This window comes from Mesorhizobium sp. M0938 (assembly GCF_040319125.1).
In the GTDB taxonomy this organism is placed as follows: Bacteria; Pseudomonadota; Alphaproteobacteria; order Rhizobiales; family Rhizobiaceae; genus Mesorhizobium; species Mesorhizobium robiniae.
Window position 1 is genome coordinate 192,253 of record NZ_JAMYNS010000001.1, and the last position, 20,306, is coordinate 212,558.

Here is a 20,306-nt window from a genome sequence, read left to right on the forward strand (position 1 = left end):
CCCGGCTTGACGAATTGTCAGACCGTCTCCCAGCCTTCCTTCTCGCCGGCGCGGAAGATGGCGTCGATGACCTTCTGGTTGAGCACCGATTCTTCCAGCGTGAAGACACGCTCCTTACCGCCCTGTGCCGCCCGCGCGAAGGCCTCGACCTCCAGCCGGTATTGCTGCATGCCGGGGAAGCGGAACACTTGCGCCTCGCTGTGGTTCTGGTTGTGCAGCTCGATGCGATGATGGTCGTAGATGCCGGCGTTGAACGGCGAAAGCACCTCGATGAAGCCCTTCTCGCCATGGAACACCATCACCTGCCGCGCCGCCATCTGCGTCGACAGATAGAACGACAGTTCGAAGTCGCCGAAATCGGCGCGGATCGAGGAGTAGATGTCGGTGCCGAACGTCTTGTCGCGCTCGATCGTCGCCTGGACGCGCAGCGGCTCCTGGCCCGTAGAAAAGCGCGTCGACACCGTCGGGTAGACGCCGATGTCGGGCAGCGCGCCGCCGCCGAGGTCGAGCTGGTTGCGCATGTTCTTGGGATCGACATTGTAATAGGAGAACGCGCCCTGCACATGGCGCAGCCGGCCGATGGCGCCGTTGGCGATCAGCTCGCGCACCTTGATCCATTGCGGGTGGTAGACGACCATGAAGGCTTCGCAGACCAGCACTTTTTTGGCGTCGCGCAGCTTGATCAGCGGCGGAATGTCCTTGGCATCGAGCGCCAGCGGCTTTTCGACCAGAACATGCTTGCCGGCTTCGATCGCCTTGGCGGTCCATTCGACATGCTGCGCGGTCGGCAGCGGGATGTAGACGCCGTCGATATCCTTGGATGCGAGCAGCTCGTCATAGGAACCGAAGGCATGGGGGGCGCCGAAACGATCGGCCAGGGCACGGGCCTTCGACAGGTCGCGGCTGGCGATGGCGGACAGCACGCCGTTCTCCGCCTCGACTATTGCTGGCAAAAGATGCTCGCGGCCGATCTTGGCCGTCGACAAAACACCCCATCGGAACATCCGGTTTCTCCCTCTCGATTGCAGGAATGGAGATTTGCCTGAATTCAGGAGAAAAGCCAATGCGGAGCGTGGCAGCGAGCAAGGCGATCGTCTGCGCCTTGTCCGGATGCCGGCGCTGCCTCCGCAGAGCTTGGGTCCTGCAAGGGCTCGGCCTTCATCCGGTTATCCTAAAGAAATCCACAAAGGCCCTGAGCGCCGGCCGCATCTGGCGGCGGCTCGGATAGTAGACGAAGAAACCGTCGAAGGGCGGGCACCAGTCGTCCAGCACGCGAATGAGCCGGCCGGCGGCAATCTCGTCGCGGACATAATCCTCGAACAGGAAGGCAAGGCCGGCGCCGTCGACCGCCGCATTGGCGACCAAATGATCCTCATCGAGGATCAGCGGCCCCTGCACCGCGAGCTCGATCTCCTCGCCGTCCTTCTCGAATTCCCAGCGGTAGAGAATGCCGCTGGAGAAGCGGAAGCGAAGGCAGCGGTGACCGGCAAGGTCGTGCGGATGGCGCGGTCTGGGCATGGTCGAGAAATAGGATGGCGCGCCGACGACGGCGCCGCGAAGGTTTGGCCCGATGCGCACCGCGATCATGTCGCGCTGCAGGCTCTCGCCGAGCCGGACGCCGGCGTCGAAGCCGCCTTCAACCACATCGGTGAAGCGATCTTCGATGACGATCTCCAGCACGATGTCGGGATAGGCCGATGCAAAGGCGCCGAGCCGCGGCGTCAGCGCCAGATGGGCTGCGGTGCGCGGCACGGTCAGCCTGAGATTGCCGGCCGGCCGGTCGCGCGCTTCGACCGCCGATTCCAGGGCGAGGTCGATTTCGGACAATGCCGGTCTCAGCCGCTCAAGCAACTGTGCGCCTTCCTCGGTCGGGGCGACGCTGCGCGTGCTGCGCGCCAGGAGCCGGACGCCGAGACGCGCTTCCAGGCTGGAAACCGCGTGGCTGACTGCGGAAGGCGCAATGGCCAGTTCCCTGGCCGCGCCACGAAAGCTTCCGCACTGGGCGACGGTTGCCAGCACCGCAAGTTGGGAAAGATGAGTTCGGTTCATTGATCTATTCTTTAGAACAGCCCGTGCAAATGAGAGCCGATTATCGAACGCTGTGCAAGGCACTATCTCTGCTGCATCACAACAAGGAGACACGTGATGCAAACCCGCAAGCTTGGAAATGAACTCGACGTCTATCCGGTCGGCCTCGGCTGCATGGGGATGAGCTTCGGCTATGGCGGCCAGGCAGAGGCCGACGCGATCGCCACGCTGCGCCGCGCCGTCGAGCTCGGTGTCAATTTCTTCGACACGGCCGAAGTCTATGGCCCCTACGAGAATGAGATCCTGCTCGGCAAGGCGTTGAAGCCGGTGCGCGACCAGGTGACGATCGCGACAAAATTCGGCTTCAAGATCCTGGAAGAAGGCAATGGCGTCGAGCGCATGGCCGGCGTCGACAGCCGTCCCGAACACGTCAAGGCCGTTGCCGAAGCCTCATTGAAGCGGCTGGGCACCGAGGTGATCGACCTGTACTACCAGCATCGTGTCGACCCCAATGTGCCGATCGAGGATACGGTCGGCGCCATGGCTGAGCTGGTGCGCGAAGGCAAGGTGCGCGCGCTCGGCTTGTCGGAGGCTAGCGCGGCGACCATCCGCCGGGCACATGCCGTGCATCCGATATCAGCCGTGCAGAGCGAATATTCGCTGTGGAGCCGCGATCCGGAAGAAGAGGTGTTTGCCGTCTGCCGCGAACTCGGCATCGGCTTCGTTCCCTACAGCCCGCTCGGCCGGGGGCTGCTGACCGGCACGATCGCTAAGCCAGAGGCTCTCGATGCCGGCGATTGGCGCCTCACCCTGCCGCGTTTCCAGGCCGACGCCATGGCCGCCAATGCGGCTGTTATCGCCACGCTGGAGACAATGGCTGCTGAGAAGGGCGTGACACCGGCGCAACTGGCGCTAGCCTGGGTGCTGCACCAGGGCGATTTCATCGTGCCGATCCCCGGCGCGCGAAAAATCCGCCATCTGGAGCAGAACGCCGCGGCGGCACAGATTGCGTTGAGCCAAGCCGAAGTGGCGGCCATCGGCGAAGCGCTATCGCCGGAAAAGGTTGTTGGCAAGCGCTACACCGAAGCGGCGCTGGCGCTGGTCAACGGATAAACGGCGGACTGGATGAAAATTCGAAGGGGCGCTCCAGCGCCCCTTCTTGTTGCCAATCTATGCCCGGAGCACGCCGCCGGTCTGCTTGTGTACATTCTCGACAATACGCTTTGCCAGCGCCTCGAAATCTTCGTCGGTCAGCGTTTTTTCGACCGGCTGGATCGACACTTCGATGGCGACCGATTTCTTGGCAGCACCCAGCGACGCCCCTTCGAAAACATCGAAAACCGAGACGTTGGTGATCAGCTTCTTGTCGGCGGCAAGAGCGGCACGGGTCAGCGTGGCGGCTTCGACTGCCTTGTCGACGACGAAGGCGAAATCGCGCTTGACCGCCTGGAACGCGGACAGCTCCAGCTTCGGTTTCGTCCGCGTCGGCTTGACCTTCGGCTCGGGCACGGCGTCGACGAACACTTCGAAACCGCAGAGCGGCCCGGAAACGTCAAGCCCTTCCAGGGTCTTCGGATGGAATTCACCGAATGTTCCCAAAATGACTTTGGGCCCGAGCTTGATCGTGCCGGAACGGCCGGGGTGATACCAGGCCGGGCCGCCGGCCTCGATCTGCAGCCGCTCGACCGGCGCGCCGCAGGCTTCCAGTGCTGCGATCGCATCGGCCTTGGCATCGAACACGCTGACAGCGCCGGCATTGCCGGCCCAATGACGGCCGGAGCCGTCGAGCTTGGCCGTGCCGCGCCGCACCCCGGCGGCGACGCGCCGCTGCTGGTCGGCCGCATCGCCCTCATAGGTACCCGACACTTCGAACAGCGCGACATCGCCGACGCCCTTGTCGGCATTGCGTTGGGCAGCGGCGATCAGGCCGGGCAGCAGCGAGGGCCGCATGTCCGACATGTCGGCGGCGATCGGATTGGCGAGCTTCAATGCGGTCTGGCCGCCGCCGAACAACTCGGCATGTTTTGCCGGGATGAACGACCAGGTGACGGCCTCCATCATGCCGCGCACGGCCAGCGCCCGCTTGGCGGCGCGGGTGCGGACCTGCAGCACAGTCAGGATCTTGGCGTTGACGGCATCATGCGCGCCGAGCGGCTGCGGGGCGATGTTGTCGACGCCATGGATGCGCATGACCTCCTCGACCAGATCGGCCTTGCCGTCGACATCCGGCCGCCAGGACGGCATAGCGACATCGACGACATCGCCTGCGCCTTGCAGCTTGAAGCCGAGGCGGGCGAGAATGTCGAGGGTTTCGGCCCTCGGCACCTCGATGCCGGTCAGCCGCCTCACTTCCGACAGCGGGAAGGCCACGATCTTCTCGACATGGCCGGCATAGCCGACGACTTCGGTTTCGCTCGGCGTGCCGCCGCAGAAATCCAGCACCAGCTTGGTCGCCAGCTCTACCCCTGGAACCATGAATTCAGGGTCGACGCCGCGCTCGAACCGGTAGCGCGCATCGCTGATGATGCCGAGAGACCGGCCGGTGCGGGCCGTGGTGATCGGATCCCAAAGCGCCGATTCAATCAGCACGTCTGACGTGTTCTCGTCGCAGCCGGAATGCTCGCCGCCCATGATGCCGGCGATGGATTCGACGCCGTCCTCGTCGGCGATGACGCACATTTCGGGCGTCAGCGTGTATTCGCGGCCATCGAGCGCCAGCACCTTTTCGCCGTCGCGCGCCCGGCGCACGGTAAGGTTACCGGCGACCTTGTTCGCGTCGAACACATGCAGCGGCCGGCCGCGGTCGAAGGTGACGTAATTGGTGATGTCGACCAGCGCGCTGATCGGCCTGAGACCAATGGCGATCAGCCGCTGCTGCAGCCATTTCGGCGACGGGCCATTTTTGACGCCGCGCACCAGGCGCAGCGCGAAGCCGGGGCAGAGCTCCGGCGCCTCGATCGTCACCTTCACCGGGCACATGCCGCTGCCGGCATGCGGCATGATGGCGCCGCCGACGAGGCGGCCGAGCCCACTCGCCGCCAGATCGCGGGCGATGCCGTAGACGCTGGTTGCGTCCGGCCGGTTCGGCGTCAGGTTGATCTCGATCAGCGGGTCGTCGAGATGGGCATAGGCGGCGTAGCTGGTGCCGACCGGCGCATCTTCCGGCAGGTCGATGATGCCGTCATGCTCGTCGGAAAGTTCAAGCTCGCGCTCGGAGCACATCATGCCGTGACTTTCGACGCCGCGGATCTTGCCGACGGTCAGCGTCACGTCGATGCCGGGAACATAGGTGCCGGGTGCTGCAAACGCGCCGATCAGGCCCGCGCGGGCGTTCGGCGCTCCACACACAACCTGCACCGGTGGCTTGCCGTCGCCGGTATCGACGGTCAGCACGCGCAGCCGGTCGGCGTCGGGATGCTGCACCGCCGTCAGCACTTTTGCGATGACGAAGGGCTTCAGGCTCGATTTGTCGTCGACATGCTCGACTTCCAGGCCGATCGAGGTCAGCCGCTCGACGATCTCCGCCAGCGAGGCGTCGGTCTCGAGGTGATCCTTGAGCCAGGAGAGGGTGAATTTCATGACTGTGTTCCGTCTGGTCTTTGCCCATCAGGACTTTGCAAGTTGGCAGGTCTGGGCACGCTGGTCTTCAGATGTCTCGGCAAGTCGTCCGGCATGTGAACGAAGGGAAGCTGCTCGCGCACATGGGCGTGGTGCGTCGGCTTGAAATAGGCCGGCATGTCCATGGCGCCGAGCATGAAATAAATGTGGTCGGCCAGCCGCTCGTCGACATAGGCGATCGGCGAGCCGCAGACCCCGCAAAAAGAGCGCGTCACCGACCCGTTCTCGAACATCTTCAGCGCCTTGCCCGTGAAGGTGATCTGCTCAGTCAAGAACCCGACAAAGGCCGACACCGGCGCGCCGCTGGCGCGCCGGCAATCGCCGCAATGGCAATAGCTGACATGGTGCGGTTCGGCCGAAGCCTCGAACCGCACTGCGCCGCAGCGGCAGCCGCCGGTGTGGGCCGCTGTCATGCGCTCAAGCCTGCGAACAGCGTCGGCATGTCGAGCGGCCGGAAACCGTAATGCGACAGCCAGCGCACATCTGCGTCGAAGAAGGCGCGCAGGTCCGGCATGCCGTATTTCAGCATGGCGATGCGGTCGATGCCCATGCCCCAGGCAAAGCCCTGATACTCGTCGGGATCGAGCCCGCCATATCTGAGCACATTGGGGTGCACCATGCCGCAGCCGAGGATCTCCATCCAGTCGGAGCCTTCGCCGAAGCGCACCTCGCCCGGCCGCGAACGGTCGCACTGGATGTCGACCTCCATGCTTGGTTCGGTGAACGGGAAGAAGGACGGCCGGAAGCGCATCTTGACCTGCGGAACCTCGAAGAAGGCCTTGCAGAACTCCTCCAGCACCCATTTCATGTTGGCGACATTGGCCGTCTTGTCGATCACCAGCCCCTCGACCTGATGGAACATCGGCGAATGGGTGGCATCGGAATCCTGCCGGTAGGTCTTTCCGGGAATGACGATGCGGATCGGCGGCTTCTGCATCTCCATCGTGCGGATCTGCACCGGCGAGGTGTGGGTACGCAAAAGCTTGCGCTCGCCCTTCTCGTCCGGCTGGAAGAAGAAGGTGTCGTGCATCTCGCGCGCCGGATGGCCTTCCGGGAAATTCAGCGCGGTGAAATTGTAGTAATCGGTCTCGATATCGGGACCTTCGGCGATGGCGAAACCGAGGTCGCCGAAGATCGCCGCGATCTCGTCGCTGACCTGGCTGATCGGATGGATGCGGCCGCGCTCGGCCGGCGATTGCCGCACCGGCAGCGTCACGTCGACCTTTTCCGCCGCGAGCCGTGACGCGATCGCTACATCCTTCAGCTCGGCGCGGCGCGCGGTAAGCGCCTCGGTGACGCGGTTCTTGAGGCCGTTGATGGCCGGGCCCTTTATCTGGCGCTCTTCTGCGCCCATCGAGCCGAGCGTCTTCAGAATTTCGGAGACCGAGCCCTTCTTACCGAGGGCAGCGACGCGAACGGCTTCGATCGCCTGCTCGTCGGCGGCGGCAGCAATTTCAGCTAAAAGTGAGGCTTCGAGGCCGGTGGTTGCGTCGTTCACGGTCAAACTCGCTACGTTGGAAATCAGCTTTAAAGTGAAAGTCACTTTTAAGTTGAAAGTTCAGGCGTAAGAAAACCCGCGCCAGCCGTGCCAGCGCGGGTTCCCCAAAATCAGAATTGCGAATGCTTGGGAAGCGCTGGCTTAGGCGACAGCGCTTTCAAAAGCGTTCGGCGTGGTGTTCTTGAGGTATTCGAGCGCGACCTTGGCCTTGGCCACAAGTGCGGCAAATGCCTGCGGCTCATGGATAGCCATGTCCGACAGGATCTTGCGGTCGATCTCGATGCCGGCCTTGTTGAGGCCGTCGATGAAGCGGCCATAGGTCAGGCCATGCTCGTGGGTCGCGGCATTGATGCGCTGGATCCACAGCGCGCGGAACGAGCGCTTGCGGTTCTTGCGGTCGCGGTAGGCATACTGCAGCGACTTTTCCACCGCCTGCTTGGCGATGCGGATGGTGTTCTTGCGGCGGCCGTAGAAACCCTTGGCGGCTTTCAGGACCTTCTTGTGCTTGGCGTGCGAGGTGACGCCTCTTTTTACGCGTGCCATGTCATGATCTCCTTAAAAGCAATTCCAGGAAAAGTGCCTAGCGGTTTTCCGTTCGGAATTGCGTAAAACAAATGCGTGTCCGGACCGAATGTTCTTATGTTTGGCGCATGATGTTTTCCAAAAAGTCTGCAACTTTTTGGCATCATGCCCTAGAGACCATTCGGCAGAAAATTCTTGATGACCTTCTTGCCATCCGGTTCAGCCAGAACCATCGTGCCGCGGGCATTTCGAATGAACTTGTTGGAACGCTTGATCATGCCGTGACGCTTGCCGGCCGCAGCCGACAGGACTTTACCCGTACCTGTGATCTTGAACCGCTTCTTGGCGGCCGATTTGGTCTTCATCTTGGGCATTTTGCTACTCCGTTTATGTGCGCATCATCGCGCTTTTTGTTCGCTTCAGGCCGACCAAAGCCCGAAAAGCAAATGAAACCGCCACGGCATGCCCTGCCGGGCGGTTTTTGGGACCGGCGGTCCTATACGTCAAAGCGGGCCGGCGCGCAACACCTGCAAGGATGCGACGCTCTGTCCAGTCAGTTATCGCATGATCTTATCCGAACCGGATCGAGCGTAGCATCTTATCGTAATTATCTCGGCCGGTGCACGGGAACCGAAATCGCGCGAGGAAAAGAGGCAGGGAAGCGGATAGCATGTCGCCTCCTCTGCCTGCCCATCGCAGCTCAATACAGCCAGAAGAGGACGGGAATTACACCGCTTTCCTGTCCGGACTCGATAAGTTCGAAAAACGGTATGGCAGCCAGGAACATCAAGCCGTCGCGCAGCGTGTGATTGAAGACGCGCGGTGTGAAGGTGACCTCGGCCTGATCGCGAAAAAGCAGGGGATTGGGAAAAAACCGCGGCACCCGTGCGATGTAGTCCTTGTACGGCGCCCCGAGCACGGTGGTCAAATGCCGTTCCTCGCGCAGCGTGACGATGTAGAACGCGGCTCCGCACAAAACCGCCGACGCCACCGAGACGATCACGCTGCCGGTCTGGGCGCCGATGCCGGCGGCCGCTATGGTAGAGAAAAAATACAGCGGGTTGCGCATCACCGAATATGGACCGGTAGCAACCACTTCGGCCGACTTGCGGTCGCCGATATAGAGGATCGACCAGAGCCTGCCGCCGATCCCGATCAGTATCAGGGCGATCCCGTACTGCCCCTCTATGCGTTCGTGGCCAAGTTCATCGTGCGCGGAGCCGCCGAAGATCAGCAAAGCGCAAAAAACACCGACGAGCAGCGCCAGCAGGAGGCGCCGGCGCCGCTGATAGCGGCCCATTTCGTCGAACGACTTTTCGATCGGAGAACGTGCCGCAGCGGCCATGGAACAATCCTTTGCCGCGAGGACCGGCAACCAGGTTCCTTGTCGATGCAACTTGCGGAGAAATCATGGGCAACTTGCGGAGAAATCATGGCGAAGACAAAAACAAAAACAAAAGGCCGCCGAAGCGGCCTTTGCTTTGACGGGATCGCTTTTAGCGGGGTGCCAGCACCATCATCATCTGGCGGCCTTCGAGCTTCGGTTCGGCTTCGACCTTGGCGATCGGCGCCACTTCCTCGCGAACCTTGTTCAGAAGCTGCATGCCGAGTTCCATATGCGCCATCTCGCGGCCGCGAAAGCGCAATGTCAGCTTGACCTTGTCACCTTCCTCGAAAAACCGCCGGACCGCTTTCATCTTGGTCTCGTAATCATGGCTGTCGATATTCGGGCGCATCTTGATCTCCTTGATCTCGATGACCTTCTGGTTCTTGCGCGCCTCGGCCGCCTTCTTCTGGTTGGCGTATTTCAGCTTGCCGAGATCGAGGATTTTTACGACGGGCGGCACTGCGTTGGGGGATATCTCGACCAGATCGAGCCCAGCCTCTTCGGCGAGCAGCAATGCGTCGTTGATGGAGACATCGCCGTGGTTCTGGCCTTCGGCGTCGATAAGCTGGACCCGGGGGACCCGGATGTCACGGTTGGAGCGCGGGCCCTCCTTGGTGGGCGCCGTTGCTTTGAAAGGTCTGCGAATGGTCGTGGTCTCCTTGAGCCGTTTCGTTCAGGGTTTTTCAGTTCGAGATTGTGAACGCGCCAATGTGGTGAGCGCGCGGCCGGAGTCAATAGCACAGCGTTCACAGGAAATCACCTGTTCCCTGACTGCAGCCCCTGTACCAAACGAAGAAAGTTGCCGAGCACTTTTCGTCGAACCGCCAGCTGTGTCAAAAGACCTGCACAAGGAGTTAGCCATGGCCGCATCGGTTTTTCTCGATGTCGACGGAACCAGCATCGCCGCCAGGCGCACTGCGGGTGCGGCACCTGGCATTGTCTGGCTCGGCGGCTACAAGTCCGACATGCTGGGCACCAAGGCCGAGACGCTGTCGGAATGGGCGAGCGGGCAAGGCCGTGCTTTCCTGCGCCATGACTATTCCGGCCATGGCGAATCGGGTGGCGCCTTTGCCGACGGCACCATCTCGAAATGGCTTTCGCAAAGCCTCGCCGTCTTCCGTCATTTCACGCAAGGCAGGCAAATCCTGGTCGGGTCCTCGATGGGTGCATGGATCGCACTGCGCATGGTCCAGGAATTACAAAAGGCGGGCGAGAACCGCATCGCCGGCCTGGTGCTTCTGGCGCCGGCGCCGGATTTCACGGCGGAGCTGGTCGAGCCGGCGCTGACCAAAGCGCAGAAGCGCGATCTTGCCAAAAAGGGCTTTTTCGAGGAGCCGTCGGACTATTCGGCCGAGCCTTACATCTACACCCGTGCGCTGATCGAGGACGGCCGCAACAACCTGACAATGAACGGGCCAATCGACACCCATTGCCCCGTCCATATATTGCAAGGGCTGGCCGATGCGGACGTGCCGTCGAGCCATGCGCTGAAACTGGTCGGCCTGCTGCCGGCCGACGACGTCACGCTGTCGCTGATCCCCGACGGCGACCACCGCCTGTCGCGGCCGCAGGATCTCGACATGCTGGTGCGGGCGGTCGACGCCATGGTGCGGCAGGCGGGGTAGAGACATGCGCATTTCCATTCCGGTATCCGCCTTCGTCGCGGCGATTGTCGGCTTCGGCGGCACGTTGGCCATCGTCATCGCCGCCGCCAAAGCGGTCGGCGCGACGCAGGTCGAAACCGCGAGCTGGGTGACGGCGATCTGCCTCGCCATGGCGATCGAGAGCCTGTGGCTGTCATGGCGCACCAGAATGCCGGTCATCGCCGCATGGTCGACGCCGGGGGTGGCGCTGATCGCGGCATCGAGCGGTTTTTCGATCGGCGAGGCCGTCGGCGCCTTCATCGTCACCGGGATTTTGCTGATTGCCACCGGCCTGTTCAAGCCTCTGACCAAGCTGATCGCCAGGATACCGGCCTCGGTCGCGTCGGGGATGTTGGCCGGCATCGTCGTCACTTTCGCCATCAATGCGGTGAAGGCCATTCCCGCCGACCCGTGGCTGATCCTGCCGCTGATCGCCGCCTTCTTTGTCATCCGCCTGTTCAATCCGGCGCTCTCGGTGCTGGCGGTGCTGATCGGCGGCGGCGCTGCCGCCTTCCTCACCGGCCGGGTCGGCGGCCTGCCGACGCCGGAACTTTCGACATTGACGCTGATTGCGCCGCAGTTCACCGTCACGGCGATCATCGGCCTGGCGCTGCCGCTTTATCTGGTCACCATGGCCTCGCAGAACCTGTCCGGCCTCGCCGTGCTGAGAGCCGCGGGCTATCACCCAGACCCCGGCCCGCTGATCGGCGTCACCGGCCTGCTTTCGCTGCTGTCGGCGCCGTTCGGGGGCTCGACCACCAATCTGGCGGCGATCTCGGCGGCGATCTGCACCGGCCCCGACGTGCATCCCGATCCGGGCGAGCGCTGGAAGACCGGGCCCTTCTACGCGCTTGCCTATTTCGTGTTCGCCATTTTCGGCGCCTCGCTGGTGGCGATCTTCGCCGTGCTGCCGCAGAGCCTGATCGTGCTGGTCGCGGGACTGGCGCTGATGGCGCCGCTCGCCAACGCGCTGTCGATCGCCTTGCAGGAAGACGGCGAGCGCATGGCCGCCACCGTCACTTTTGCCGTCACCGCCTCAGGGCTGACGCTGTTCGGCGTCGGCCCGGCGTTCTGGGGCCTGATTGCGGGCCTGGTCATGCTTTCCCTTGAAACCCTCAAAAAGCGATAATCATTTCAGCTGCTTGTCCGGTTTTGGCTGACACTGTCTTGAATCGCCGTTTTTCCCTTCCCATTTCGATTCCACGCAGCCGGGATTGGCTGTCTCCAACTGAAGGATTGGGAGAAATGAACACATCTGCATTGATCCGTCCGGCCTGGACGCCGGCGACCATCGCACTGATGGTGATCGGCTTCATGGTGTTCTGGCCGCTCGGCCTCGCCATGCTCGCCTACATCATCTGGGGCGATCGGCTTGACGGCTTCAAGCGCGACGTCAACCGCGCCACCGACGGCATCTTCGCCGGCTGCCGCCGCGGTTCCGACAAAGCGGCGCGCTGGGGCCACGGCTCCGCCCGCACCGGCAACGTCGCTTTCGACGACTGGCGCGAAAAGGAACTCGAGCGGCTCAATGAAGAGCGCCGCAAGCTCGACGAGATGCTGAGCGAGTTCGACGAATATGCCAGAGAATTGCGTCGTGCCAAGGACCAGGAAGAATTCGACCGCTTCATGGCGAACCGTAACAAATCGACGTCGACAACAACCGGTGGATCTACCGGTTCGACGGCGACCGGCAAACGCGGTGGCAAATCCACGCCAGGCCTGCTGGACGAGTAAGCGCCTTGCCCCGATAAATAATTAAAAACGGCGTCGCGTCAGCGGCGCCGTTTCTTTTTTGTTCTATTCGTTTTCCTCGAATCGCGTATCGTCCGGCCATGTCATTCGGCTTCTTCCGCAACCTGACCAAACCCAGGCCCGCTCCCGTCGTGGAGCGAGAGCATTGTGTTGCCGGCCGCACGCTGCCGCTCAAGATCGTCGAGAGCGACCGGGCGCGGCGCCTGACGCTGCGCATCGATTCCGGCGGCCGCGGCTTGCGCATCACCGTGCCGCCGGGCCTGCGCCGGGGTGAGGTGGAAAAATTCCTGGACCGCCATCAGGACTGGCTGGAGCAGCGCCTGGCCAAGGTGCCCAACCGGCCGCAGGTGCGGCCCGGCATCAAGGTACCGGTGCGCGGCGTGCCGCATCGTATCGTTCATGAGCCTTCGAAACGCGGCACCGTCACGCTGTCGCGCGACGAACGCGGTCCGCTGATGATCGTGCATGGCGACCGCGTGCACCTGCCGCGCCGCATCGCCGATTTTCTCAAGCGCGAAGCCAAGCGCGAGATCGAGGCGCTGGTGGTCAAGCACACAGGGGCGGTCGGCAAGCGCGCCAAGGCGATCCGCTTCAAGGACACGTCGAGCCGCTGGGGATCGTGCACCTCCGACGGCAATTTGTCCTTCTCCTGGCGCATCATGATGGCGCCGTCGCCTGTTATAAATTACCTGGTCGCGCATGAGGTGGCGCATCTCAAGGAGATGAACCACGGCCCGAAATTCTGGAAATTATGCGAGCAGCTTTGCCCCGACACCGAGCGCTGCAAGGACTGGCTCAAGCGCAATGGCGGCGCGCTGCAAGCGATCATGTTCGAGTAGGATGCAGAGCAGAGGGCATCCTAGGGCGGAGCAAGGAGCTTAATCATCGTTCGCGGCGTTGAGTTCTTCCGGCCGCAGCCCCTCATCGCCATGGCGCGGCCAAGGCAAAAAATTCCTCTCGAATTCATCGTTGCTGAAATAATCCAGCGCGCGGTGTGCCTCGGCGCCGTTGAAGGCCGCCTTGTCCATTAAATGCGCAATGACCTCGCGGGCCTGCGCGATCTTTTGCCTAAGCTCTGCAACTGTCTTGTCCGTCATGGTTTGCTCCCGCCTTTCATCCATCCATTGAAACTAGGGCTATTCCCAACGCCGGCAAACAGGATGCTTTTTCTCGACTCTTTTGCCGTTTCGTGCCAATCCCGCGCCATGGCGCTCGACATCAAGATATGCGGATTGAAGACCGACAAGGCGTTGGCCGAGGCATTAGCCGGCGGCGCCAGCCATGTCGGCTTCATTTTCTTTGCCAAAAGCCCGCGTTATGTCGAGCCTACGGAAGCTGGCCGGTTGCGTGAAGCGGCAATCGGCAAGGCCAAGGCGGTTGCCGTGACGGTCGACGCCGGCGATGCGTTCCTGGACGAAATCGTCGAAAAGATGCAGCCCGACATGCTGCAGCTGCATGGCTCGGAAACGCCGGAGCGGGTGGCCGAGTTGAAGGCGCGCTATGGCCTGCCGGTGATGAAGGCGCTGTCGGTCAGCGAGGTTGCCGATCTGGAGCGGCTAAAACCCTTCGTCGGCATTGCCGACCGCTTCCTGTTCGACGCCAAGCCACCGAAGGGTTCGGAACTGCCGGGCGGCAACGGCGTTGCCTTCGACTGGCGCATTCTGGCCGGCCTTGACGCAGGCGTCGATTACATGCTTTCCGGTGGGCTCAACGCCGCCAATATCGGCGATGCCCTTCGGCTTGCCAACCCGCCCGGATTAGACGTTTCCTCGGGCGTGGAAAGCGCGCCGGGCGTCAAGGATCCGGCGCTGATCGAACAGTTTTTCCGGGCCGTCAGGGCAGCGCGCGACAACCGCGCCGCCTGAAGGATAGAACCCGGAGCATGTCCCGAAAAAGTGGAAACCGGTTTTCCGACAAGGACATGCTCCAAAACAAGAAGTAGGAGATCGGCGATGAGCAAGCCGGCGACACCCAATTCCTTCCGCACCGGACCCGACGAACAGGGCATGTTCGGCATCTTTGGCGGCCGCTTCGTCGCCGAGACGCTGATGCCGCTGATCCTCGACCTGGAACGGCACTGGAACGAGGTCAAGAACGACCCGGACTTCAAGGCCGAACTGACTGATCTTTCGACCCATTATGCCGGGCGGCCGTCGAAGCTTTATTTCGCCGAAGGCCTGACCAGGCATCTTCGTGAGGTTTCCGCGGCGAAGGGCCTTGGGGGCGGCGCGAAAGTCTATTTCAAGCGCGAGGATTTGAACCACACCGGCTCGCACAAGATCAACAACTGCCTCGGCCAGATCCTGCTGGCCAAGCGCATGGGCAAGAAGCGCATCATCGCCGAGACCGGCGCCGGCCAGCACGGCGTGGCGTCGGCCACGGTGGCGGCGCGTTTCGGCTTTCCTTGCGTCGTCTATATGGGCGCCACCGACGTCGCCCGGCAAAGCCCGAACGTCTTCCGCATGAAGCTGCTCGGCGCCGAGGTGCGGCCGGTGACCGCGGGCCACGGCACACTGAAGGATGCCATGAACGAAGCACTTCGGGATTGGGTGACCAATGTCGAGGATACTTATTACCTGATCGGCACCGCTGCCGGTCCGCACCCCTATCCGGAGCTGGTGCGCGACTTCCAGTCGGTGATCGGCACCGAGGCGCGCGCCCAGATCCTCGAGCAGGAAGGCCGGCTGCCGGACACGATCATCGCCGCCGTCGGCGGCGGCTCGAACGCCATCGGCCTGTTCCATCCCTTCCTCGACGACAAAGAGGTCCGCATCATCGGCATCGAAGCCGGCGGCCGCGGCCTCGACGGCATAGAGCATTGCGCCTCGATGAGTGCCGGCGCTCCCGGCGTGCTGCACGGCAACCGCACCTACCTCCTGCAGAACGCCGACGGGCAGATCATGGACGGCCACTCGATCTCTGCCGGCCTCGATTATCCGGGCGTCGGACCGGAGCATTCCTGGCTGCGCGACTCCGGCCGCGTCGACTATGTGCCTGTTCTCGATGACGAGGCGCTAGAGGCGTTTCAGCTGACGACGCGCGTCGAAGGCATCATTCCGGCGCTCGAATCCGCCCATGCCATCGCGCATGCGGTGAAAATCGTGCCCGCCATGGACAAGGACCAGATCGTCATCGTCAATTTGTCCGGCCGCGGCGACAAGGACGTGCACACGGTGGCCAATATGCTGGGCATGGAGATCTGATCATGACCACCCGCATCGACCGCCGCATGGCCAAGCTCAAGAATGAAGGCCGCCCGGCGCTTGTCACCTATTTCATGAGCGGCGACCCCGACTACGACACCGCTTTGTCGATCATGAAGGCGCTGCCCAAGGCAGGCGCCGACATCATCGAAATGGGCATGCCGTTCTCCGATCCGATGGCCGACGGCCCGGCCATCCAGGCCGCCGGCCTGCGCGCGCTGAAAGGCGGCCAGACGCTGGTCAAAACGCTGAAAATGGCGTCGGAATTCCGCGCCACCGACCAGGAAACGCCGATCGTTTTGATGGGTTACTACAATCCGATCTACATCCACGGCGTCGACCGCTTCCTCAGGGATGCGCTGGCCAGCGGCATAGACGGGTTGATCGTCGTCGACCTGCCGCCGGAGATGGACGAGGAATTGTGCATTCCGGCGCTGAAGGCCGGCATCAACTTCATCCGGCTGGCGACGCCGACCACCGACGACAAGCGCCTGCCCAAGGTGCTGCAGAACACTTCCGGCTTCGTCTACTACGTGTCGATGACCGGCATCACCGGTTCCGCACTTGCCGACACCGATAAGGTCGCGGCGGCGGTCGGGCGCATCAAGGGCCATACCGACCTGCCGGTCTGCGTCGGCTTCGGCGTCAAGACCGCCGAGCAGGCGCGCGTGATCGGCGCCAACGCCGATGGCGTCGTTGTCGGCACCGCGATCGTCAATGCGGTCGCCAATGTGCTGGGGCCGAAGGGCGAGAAGACCGCCGACCCGGCCGAGGCGGTGGCCACGCTGGTCAGCGGCCTTTCGCAAGGCGTGCGCGCGGCCCGCCTTGCTGCCGCCGAATAGTTTTCTTAGACCAGGTTTGTGCATGTCGTAATCCCAAAACCGGTTTCCACTTTTGGGCGACATGCACTAATTCCTCGTCAGGACAGGAGCCGAAGCGATGAACTGGATCACCAACTACGTTCGCCCGAAGATCAATTCGATGCTCGGCCGGCGCACCGACATGCCTGAGAATCTCTGGATCAAGGATCCCGAGACCGGCGAGATGGTCTTCCACAAGGATCTGGAGCAGAACCAGTTCGTCATCCCGTCCTCCGGCCATCACATGAAGATCTCGGCCAAGGAGCGCCTGAAATTCTTCTTCGACGACGGCAAATACGAAGCGCTCGAAAACCCCAAGGTGGTGCAGGATCCGCTGAAATTCCGCGACGAGAAGCGCTACACCGACCGGCTGAAGGACGCCAAGGCCAAGACCGGGCTGGAGGACGCGATTATCAATGCGCTGGGCACCGTCGAGGGGCTGCCGGTGGTGGTGACCGTGCAGGACTTCGCCTTCATGGGCGGCTCGCTCGGCATGGCCGCCGGGGAGGCCATCGTTCGGGGCTTCGAGGTCGCTCTGCAACGCAAGCGGCCGCTGATCCTGTTCGCGGCCTCCGGCGGCGCCCGCATGCAGGAAGGTATCCTGTCGCTCATGCAATTGCCGAGAACCACGATCGGCGTCGATCGGCTGAAGGAGGCCGGTCTCCCCTATATCGTCGTCCTGACCAATCCGACCACAGGCGGCGTCACCGCCTCCTATGCCATGCTGGGCGATGTGCACATTGCCGAGCCCGGCGCGCTGATCGGCTTTGCCGGGCCGCGCGTCATCGAGCAGACCATCAGGGAAAAGCTGCCCGACGGCTTCCAGCGCTCGGAGTATCTGATGGAGCACGGCATGGTCGACATGGTGGTGTCGCGGCTGGAGATGCGCCAGACGATCGCGCGGCTCCTGAAAATGCTGCTCAAGCTGCCCGAAGAGCAAAAACCGATGGAACCGGAAATCCTGCCGCCGGCGGCGATCCCGGCGGAAGCACGTCCGCAAGCCTGACGCGACATCCTTCGTCGCGAACCGCGATTGCGCGCCATCTGTGGCACGCCTAGGATTCTCCCATGACGACGCTTGCCGCCGACCGCGAAATCGAAAGCCTGATGGCGCTCCATCCGAAAGGCTTCGATCTTTCGCTCGACCGCATTTCGCGGCTGCTGGAACGGTTGGGCAATCCGCAGGACCATTTGCCGCCGGTCATCCACATTGCCGGCACCAATGGCAAAGGCTCGTGTGCCGCCTTCTCGAGGGCGCTGCTCGAAGCAGCCGGCCACCGCGTCCACGTCCACACATCGCCACATCTGGTGAACTGGCATGAGCGCTACCGGCTGGCCGCCGAAGGCGGCGGCAGGCTGGTCGAGGATCATGTCTTCGCCGACGCCATCGCCCGCGTCGCCAAGGCCAATGAAGGCGAGACGATCACCGTCTTCGAAATCCTCACCGCCGTCACCTTCCTGCTGTTTTCCGAACATCCGGCAGATGCCGTCATCATCGAGGTTGGCCTCGGCGGCCGCTTCGACGCCACCAACGTCATCACCGAGCCCGCGGTGTCGGTGATCATGCCGGTCTCGCTCGACCACGAATCCTTTCTCGGCGACCGTGTCGAACTGATCGCTGCCGAAAAGGCCGGCATCATCAAAGGCGGTTGCCCGGTGGTCATCGGCGCGCAGGAAAGCGAGACGGCGCTTCAGGTGCTTATCGAAACCGCCGAACGGCTCGACTGTCCCGCCTTCGTCTATGGCCAGGATTTCTTGGCCTTCGAGGAAAACGGCCGCATGGTCTATCAGGACGAAGACGGATTGATGGACCTGTCGCCACCGCGGCTGCCGGGGCGCCATCAGTTCGCCAATGCGGCGGCGGCGATTGCGGCGGTCAAGGCGGCGGGCTTCGAGATCAGCCATCGCGTCGCCGACAAGGCGATGGCCAACGTCGCCTGGCCGGGGCGGATGCAAAAATTGCCGCCAGGCAGGCTGACGGAACTGGCGCCGGCGGGCGCCGACATCTGGCTCGACGGCGGCCACAATCCGGGCGCCGGCGTGGTCGTCGCCGAGGCGCTGGCCGAACAGGAGGAAAAGAACCCACGGCCGCTGTTCCTGATTTCCGGCATGATCAACACCAAGGACCAGAGCGGTTATTTCCGCGCCTTCAAAGGTCTGGTGCGGCATGTCTACACGGTCCCGGTGAGCCTCAGCGAGGCTAGCGTGCCAAATGACGAACTGGCGGTCCGCGCCGTCGAGGCTGGCCTGTCGGCTGAACCGGTGAGCTCCGTTGCCAATGCGCTGATGCTGCTGCGCGACACATGGGACGGACCACCGCCGCGCATCCTGATCGGCGGTTCGCTCTATCTGGCCGGCGCGGTCCTGGCCGAAAACGGCACGCCGCCGGTTTGAGGCGTGCGTTCACCAGGCCACGATGACGCCGGACATTGTCCGATCACCGCGAGGAGCCAGTCATGATTAAGGTAAAGCAGCTCGCTCACGTTTGCATCTTCGCGAATGACCTCGAAGTGACGCGAAGCTTCTATCGGGACGTCCTCGGCATGGACACTCAGTTCAATTTCCTGCGCGACGGGAAGATCTTTGGTTTCTACCTCAATTGCGGCAGCCGCAGTCACGTCGAGGTGTTCCAGAAAGAAGGGGCCAGCTATAGCGACTTGAACCAGATCAACCACTTCTGCCTTGAAGTGGAAGACATTGACGCAGCGATCGCCCACGTAAGGTCGAAAGGAGTTGCTGTCACGTCAAAGAAACACGCGTGCGATGATACCTACCAAGCGTGGATTCGCGATCCTAACGACGTGAAGATAGAACTGTTTGAATATACTGAGAAAAGTGCACAATTCGTCGGAGGCGATCGTATCGCGGATTGGTGAGCGCGCCTCCAGCCTATGGCGGCCTGAGACGACCTTGGTGGATTACTTCAGCTCGATCTCGATAAAGGCGTATTCGCTTTCATTGGCGCTGATGACGTCGTGCTCGACGCCTTCCTTGCGGAAATAGGGCGCTCCCTGCTTCATCTCGGCGAAGGATTCGCCGTCCTTGGTCACGATCTTCAGCCTGCCGTCCATCAACGGCACGATGACATAGTCATGGCCATGGCGATGCCAGCCGGTGTTGTCGCCCGGCTGGAAACGGTATTCGGTGACGATGACGCGTTCATTGTCGATGAAGACGGTGGCCTTGGCGGATCCGGTCATGGGGTTCTCCTGTCTTTCCTAGAGCGGTTCAGCTTTGATAGAAACGCTGACCCGCTCTAAGTGTTTGTTTTTACGCAATTCCGAACGGAAAACCGCTACGCACTTTTCCTAGAATTGCTCTAAGCAGAAGACATGGAGGCATCGCGCGCGAGGGCCAGAGGCGTTGAGCGATAACGCCAAAGAAAAGCCCGGCGCGATGGCCGGGCTTGTCTGCGGAATTTCGGGTCGGATCAGGCGAGATTGCCGTTGATCCAGTGCGACAGCGCCGTCTTGGGGGCTGCGCCGACCTTCATGTCTGCCATTTCGCCGCCCTTGAAGATCATCAGCGTCGGGATCGAGCGCACCCCAAACTGCGCGGCCAGCTCGGGATTCTCGTCGATATTGAGCTTGGCGATCTTCACCTTGCTGCCGAGTTCGATGGCGATGTCTTCCAGCGCCGGCGCGATCATCTTGCACGGGCCGCACCATTCCGCCCAGAAATCGACCACGACCGGCTCCTTGGCGTCAAGCACATCAGTCTGGAAATTGCTCTTGTCGACCTTGACGGTGGCCATGCGAAAATCCTTTCGAGAGTTATTGTCGCACCAAATGTGGT

General features: G+C 62.4%; 23 protein-coding genes. 11 read left to right on the plus strand and 12 right to left on the minus strand.

Features of this window, described 5'->3' with window-relative positions:
• Positions 1–17: 17 nt before the first annotated feature.
• Positions 18–1,004, minus strand: coding sequence for a Gfo/Idh/MocA family protein (locus NKH73_RS00855; protein WP_352926730.1), 987 nt, complete (start codon positions 1,002–1,004; stop codon positions 18–20).
• 154 nt (positions 1,005–1,158) lie between these two features.
• A complete protein-coding gene (locus tag NKH73_RS00860) occupies positions 1,159–2,049 on the minus strand; it encodes a LysR family transcriptional regulator (protein ID WP_352926733.1) in 891 nt (296 codons plus the stop codon).
• 96 nt (positions 2,050–2,145) lie between these two features.
• Between NKH73_RS00860 and NKH73_RS00865 the strand changes: the two genes are divergently transcribed.
• Entirely contained in the window at positions 2,146–3,141 is a 996-nt protein-coding gene (locus NKH73_RS00865) for an aldo/keto reductase (protein WP_352926736.1), read from the plus strand.
• A 57-nt stretch (positions 3,142–3,198) separates the two neighbouring features.
• Here NKH73_RS00865 and pheT read toward each other — a convergent pair whose 3' ends face one another.
• The 7 genes from pheT to infC all read right to left on the minus strand — a co-directional run bounded on the left by pheT (position 3,199) and on the right by infC (position 9,699).
• On the minus strand, positions 3,199–5,607 hold the full coding sequence (gene pheT, locus NKH73_RS00870; RefSeq protein WP_352926739.1) for a phenylalanine--tRNA ligase subunit beta: 2,409 nt from the start codon (positions 5,605–5,607) through the stop codon (positions 3,199–3,201).
• Complete coding sequence (locus NKH73_RS00875; protein ID WP_352926742.1) at positions 5,604–6,059, minus strand: GFA family protein; 456 nt, start codon at positions 6,057–6,059, stop codon at positions 5,604–5,606. Before NKH73_RS00875 ends, pheT begins: the two co-directional genes overlap by 4 nt.
• Positions 6,056–7,144 (minus strand): phenylalanine--tRNA ligase subunit alpha, encoded by a 1,089-nt coding sequence (pheS, locus tag NKH73_RS00880; RefSeq protein WP_352926744.1) that lies wholly within the window; start codon positions 7,142–7,144, stop codon positions 6,056–6,058. The genes NKH73_RS00875 and pheS overlap by 4 nt, the downstream gene beginning before the upstream one ends.
• Before the next feature lie 141 nt (positions 7,145–7,285).
• Positions 7,286–7,687 carry a 50S ribosomal protein L20 gene (gene rplT, locus NKH73_RS00885; protein WP_006201247.1) on the minus strand — a complete coding sequence of 134 codons (402 nt, stop codon included), beginning with the start codon at positions 7,685–7,687 and terminating at the stop codon, positions 7,286–7,288.
• Positions 7,688–7,836: 149 nt separating this feature from the next.
• Positions 7,837–8,040, minus strand: coding sequence for a 50S ribosomal protein L35 (rpmI, locus tag NKH73_RS00890; protein ID WP_006201248.1), 204 nt, complete (start codon positions 8,038–8,040; stop codon positions 7,837–7,839).
• Between the two features lie 326 nt (positions 8,041–8,366).
• Entirely contained in the window at positions 8,367–8,966 is a 600-nt protein-coding gene (locus NKH73_RS00895; protein ID WP_352926747.1) for a methyltransferase family protein, read from the minus strand.
• Between the two features lie 196 nt (positions 8,967–9,162).
• Positions 9,163–9,699 carry a translation initiation factor IF-3 gene (gene infC / locus NKH73_RS00900; protein ID WP_095484453.1) on the minus strand — a complete coding sequence of 179 codons (537 nt, stop codon included), beginning with the start codon at positions 9,697–9,699 and terminating at the stop codon, positions 9,163–9,165.
• Between the two features lie 214 nt (positions 9,700–9,913).
• Here infC and NKH73_RS00905 point away from each other — a divergent pair, with 214 nt between their 5' ends.
• The 4 genes from NKH73_RS00905 to NKH73_RS00920 all read left to right on the plus strand — a co-directional run bounded on the left by NKH73_RS00905 (position 9,914) and on the right by NKH73_RS00920 (position 13,287).
• A complete protein-coding gene (locus tag NKH73_RS00905; protein WP_352926750.1) occupies positions 9,914–10,678 on the plus strand; it encodes an alpha/beta hydrolase in 765 nt (254 codons plus the stop codon).
• A gap of 4 nt (positions 10,679–10,682) precedes the next feature.
• Positions 10,683–11,825: a benzoate/H(+) symporter BenE family transporter gene (locus tag NKH73_RS00910; protein WP_352926753.1), complete on the plus strand. Its 1,143-nt coding sequence runs from the start codon at positions 10,683–10,685 to the stop codon at positions 11,823–11,825.
• A 116-nt stretch (positions 11,826–11,941) separates the two neighbouring features.
• Entirely contained in the window at positions 11,942–12,430 is a 489-nt protein-coding gene (locus tag NKH73_RS00915) for a DUF2852 domain-containing protein (RefSeq protein WP_352926756.1), read from the plus strand.
• Positions 12,431–12,528: 98 nt separating this feature from the next.
• Positions 12,529–13,287, plus strand: coding sequence for a M48 family metallopeptidase (locus NKH73_RS00920; RefSeq protein ID WP_095484457.1), 759 nt, complete (start codon positions 12,529–12,531; stop codon positions 13,285–13,287).
• Between the two features lie 39 nt (positions 13,288–13,326).
• Here NKH73_RS00920 and NKH73_RS00925 read toward each other — a convergent pair whose 3' ends face one another.
• Positions 13,327–13,545 carry a hypothetical protein gene (locus NKH73_RS00925; RefSeq protein ID WP_352926760.1) on the minus strand — a complete coding sequence of 73 codons (219 nt, stop codon included), beginning with the start codon at positions 13,543–13,545 and terminating at the stop codon, positions 13,327–13,329.
• Positions 13,546–13,653: 108 nt separating this feature from the next.
• Between NKH73_RS00925 and NKH73_RS00930 the strand changes: the two genes are divergently transcribed.
• The 6 genes from NKH73_RS00930 to NKH73_RS00955 all read left to right on the plus strand — a co-directional run bounded on the left by NKH73_RS00930 (position 13,654) and on the right by NKH73_RS00955 (position 19,387).
• Positions 13,654–14,313 (plus strand): phosphoribosylanthranilate isomerase, encoded by a 660-nt coding sequence (locus NKH73_RS00930; protein WP_352927643.1) that lies wholly within the window; start codon positions 13,654–13,656, stop codon positions 14,311–14,313.
• 87 nt (positions 14,314–14,400) lie between these two features.
• Positions 14,401–15,651, plus strand: coding sequence for a tryptophan synthase subunit beta (trpB, locus tag NKH73_RS00935; protein ID WP_352926763.1), 1,251 nt, complete (start codon positions 14,401–14,403; stop codon positions 15,649–15,651).
• Between the two features lie 2 nt (positions 15,652–15,653).
• Positions 15,654–16,493, plus strand: coding sequence for a tryptophan synthase subunit alpha (gene trpA, locus NKH73_RS00940; RefSeq protein ID WP_352926766.1), 840 nt, complete (start codon positions 15,654–15,656; stop codon positions 16,491–16,493).
• Between the two features lie 97 nt (positions 16,494–16,590).
• Entirely contained in the window at positions 16,591–17,517 is a 927-nt protein-coding gene (gene accD / locus NKH73_RS00945) for an acetyl-CoA carboxylase, carboxyltransferase subunit beta (protein ID WP_352926768.1), read from the plus strand.
• 62 nt (positions 17,518–17,579) lie between these two features.
• Complete coding sequence (locus tag NKH73_RS00950; protein WP_352926771.1) at positions 17,580–18,905, plus strand: bifunctional folylpolyglutamate synthase/dihydrofolate synthase; 1,326 nt, start codon at positions 17,580–17,582, stop codon at positions 18,903–18,905.
• Between the two features lie 62 nt (positions 18,906–18,967).
• Positions 18,968–19,387: a VOC family protein gene (locus tag NKH73_RS00955; protein WP_352926774.1), complete on the plus strand. Its 420-nt coding sequence runs from the start codon at positions 18,968–18,970 to the stop codon at positions 19,385–19,387.
• 42 nt (positions 19,388–19,429) lie between these two features.
• Here the strand turns inward: NKH73_RS00955 and NKH73_RS00960 are convergent, their stop codons facing one another.
• Both NKH73_RS00960 and trxA read right to left on the minus strand, forming a co-directional pair.
• Complete coding sequence (locus tag NKH73_RS00960; RefSeq protein ID WP_352926777.1) at positions 19,430–19,711, minus strand: cupin domain-containing protein; 282 nt, start codon at positions 19,709–19,711, stop codon at positions 19,430–19,432.
• A 230-nt stretch (positions 19,712–19,941) separates the two neighbouring features.
• On the minus strand, positions 19,942–20,265 hold the full coding sequence (trxA, locus tag NKH73_RS00965) for a thioredoxin (protein ID WP_027152031.1): 324 nt from the start codon (positions 20,263–20,265) through the stop codon (positions 19,942–19,944).
• Positions 20,266–20,306 lie beyond the last annotated feature (41 nt).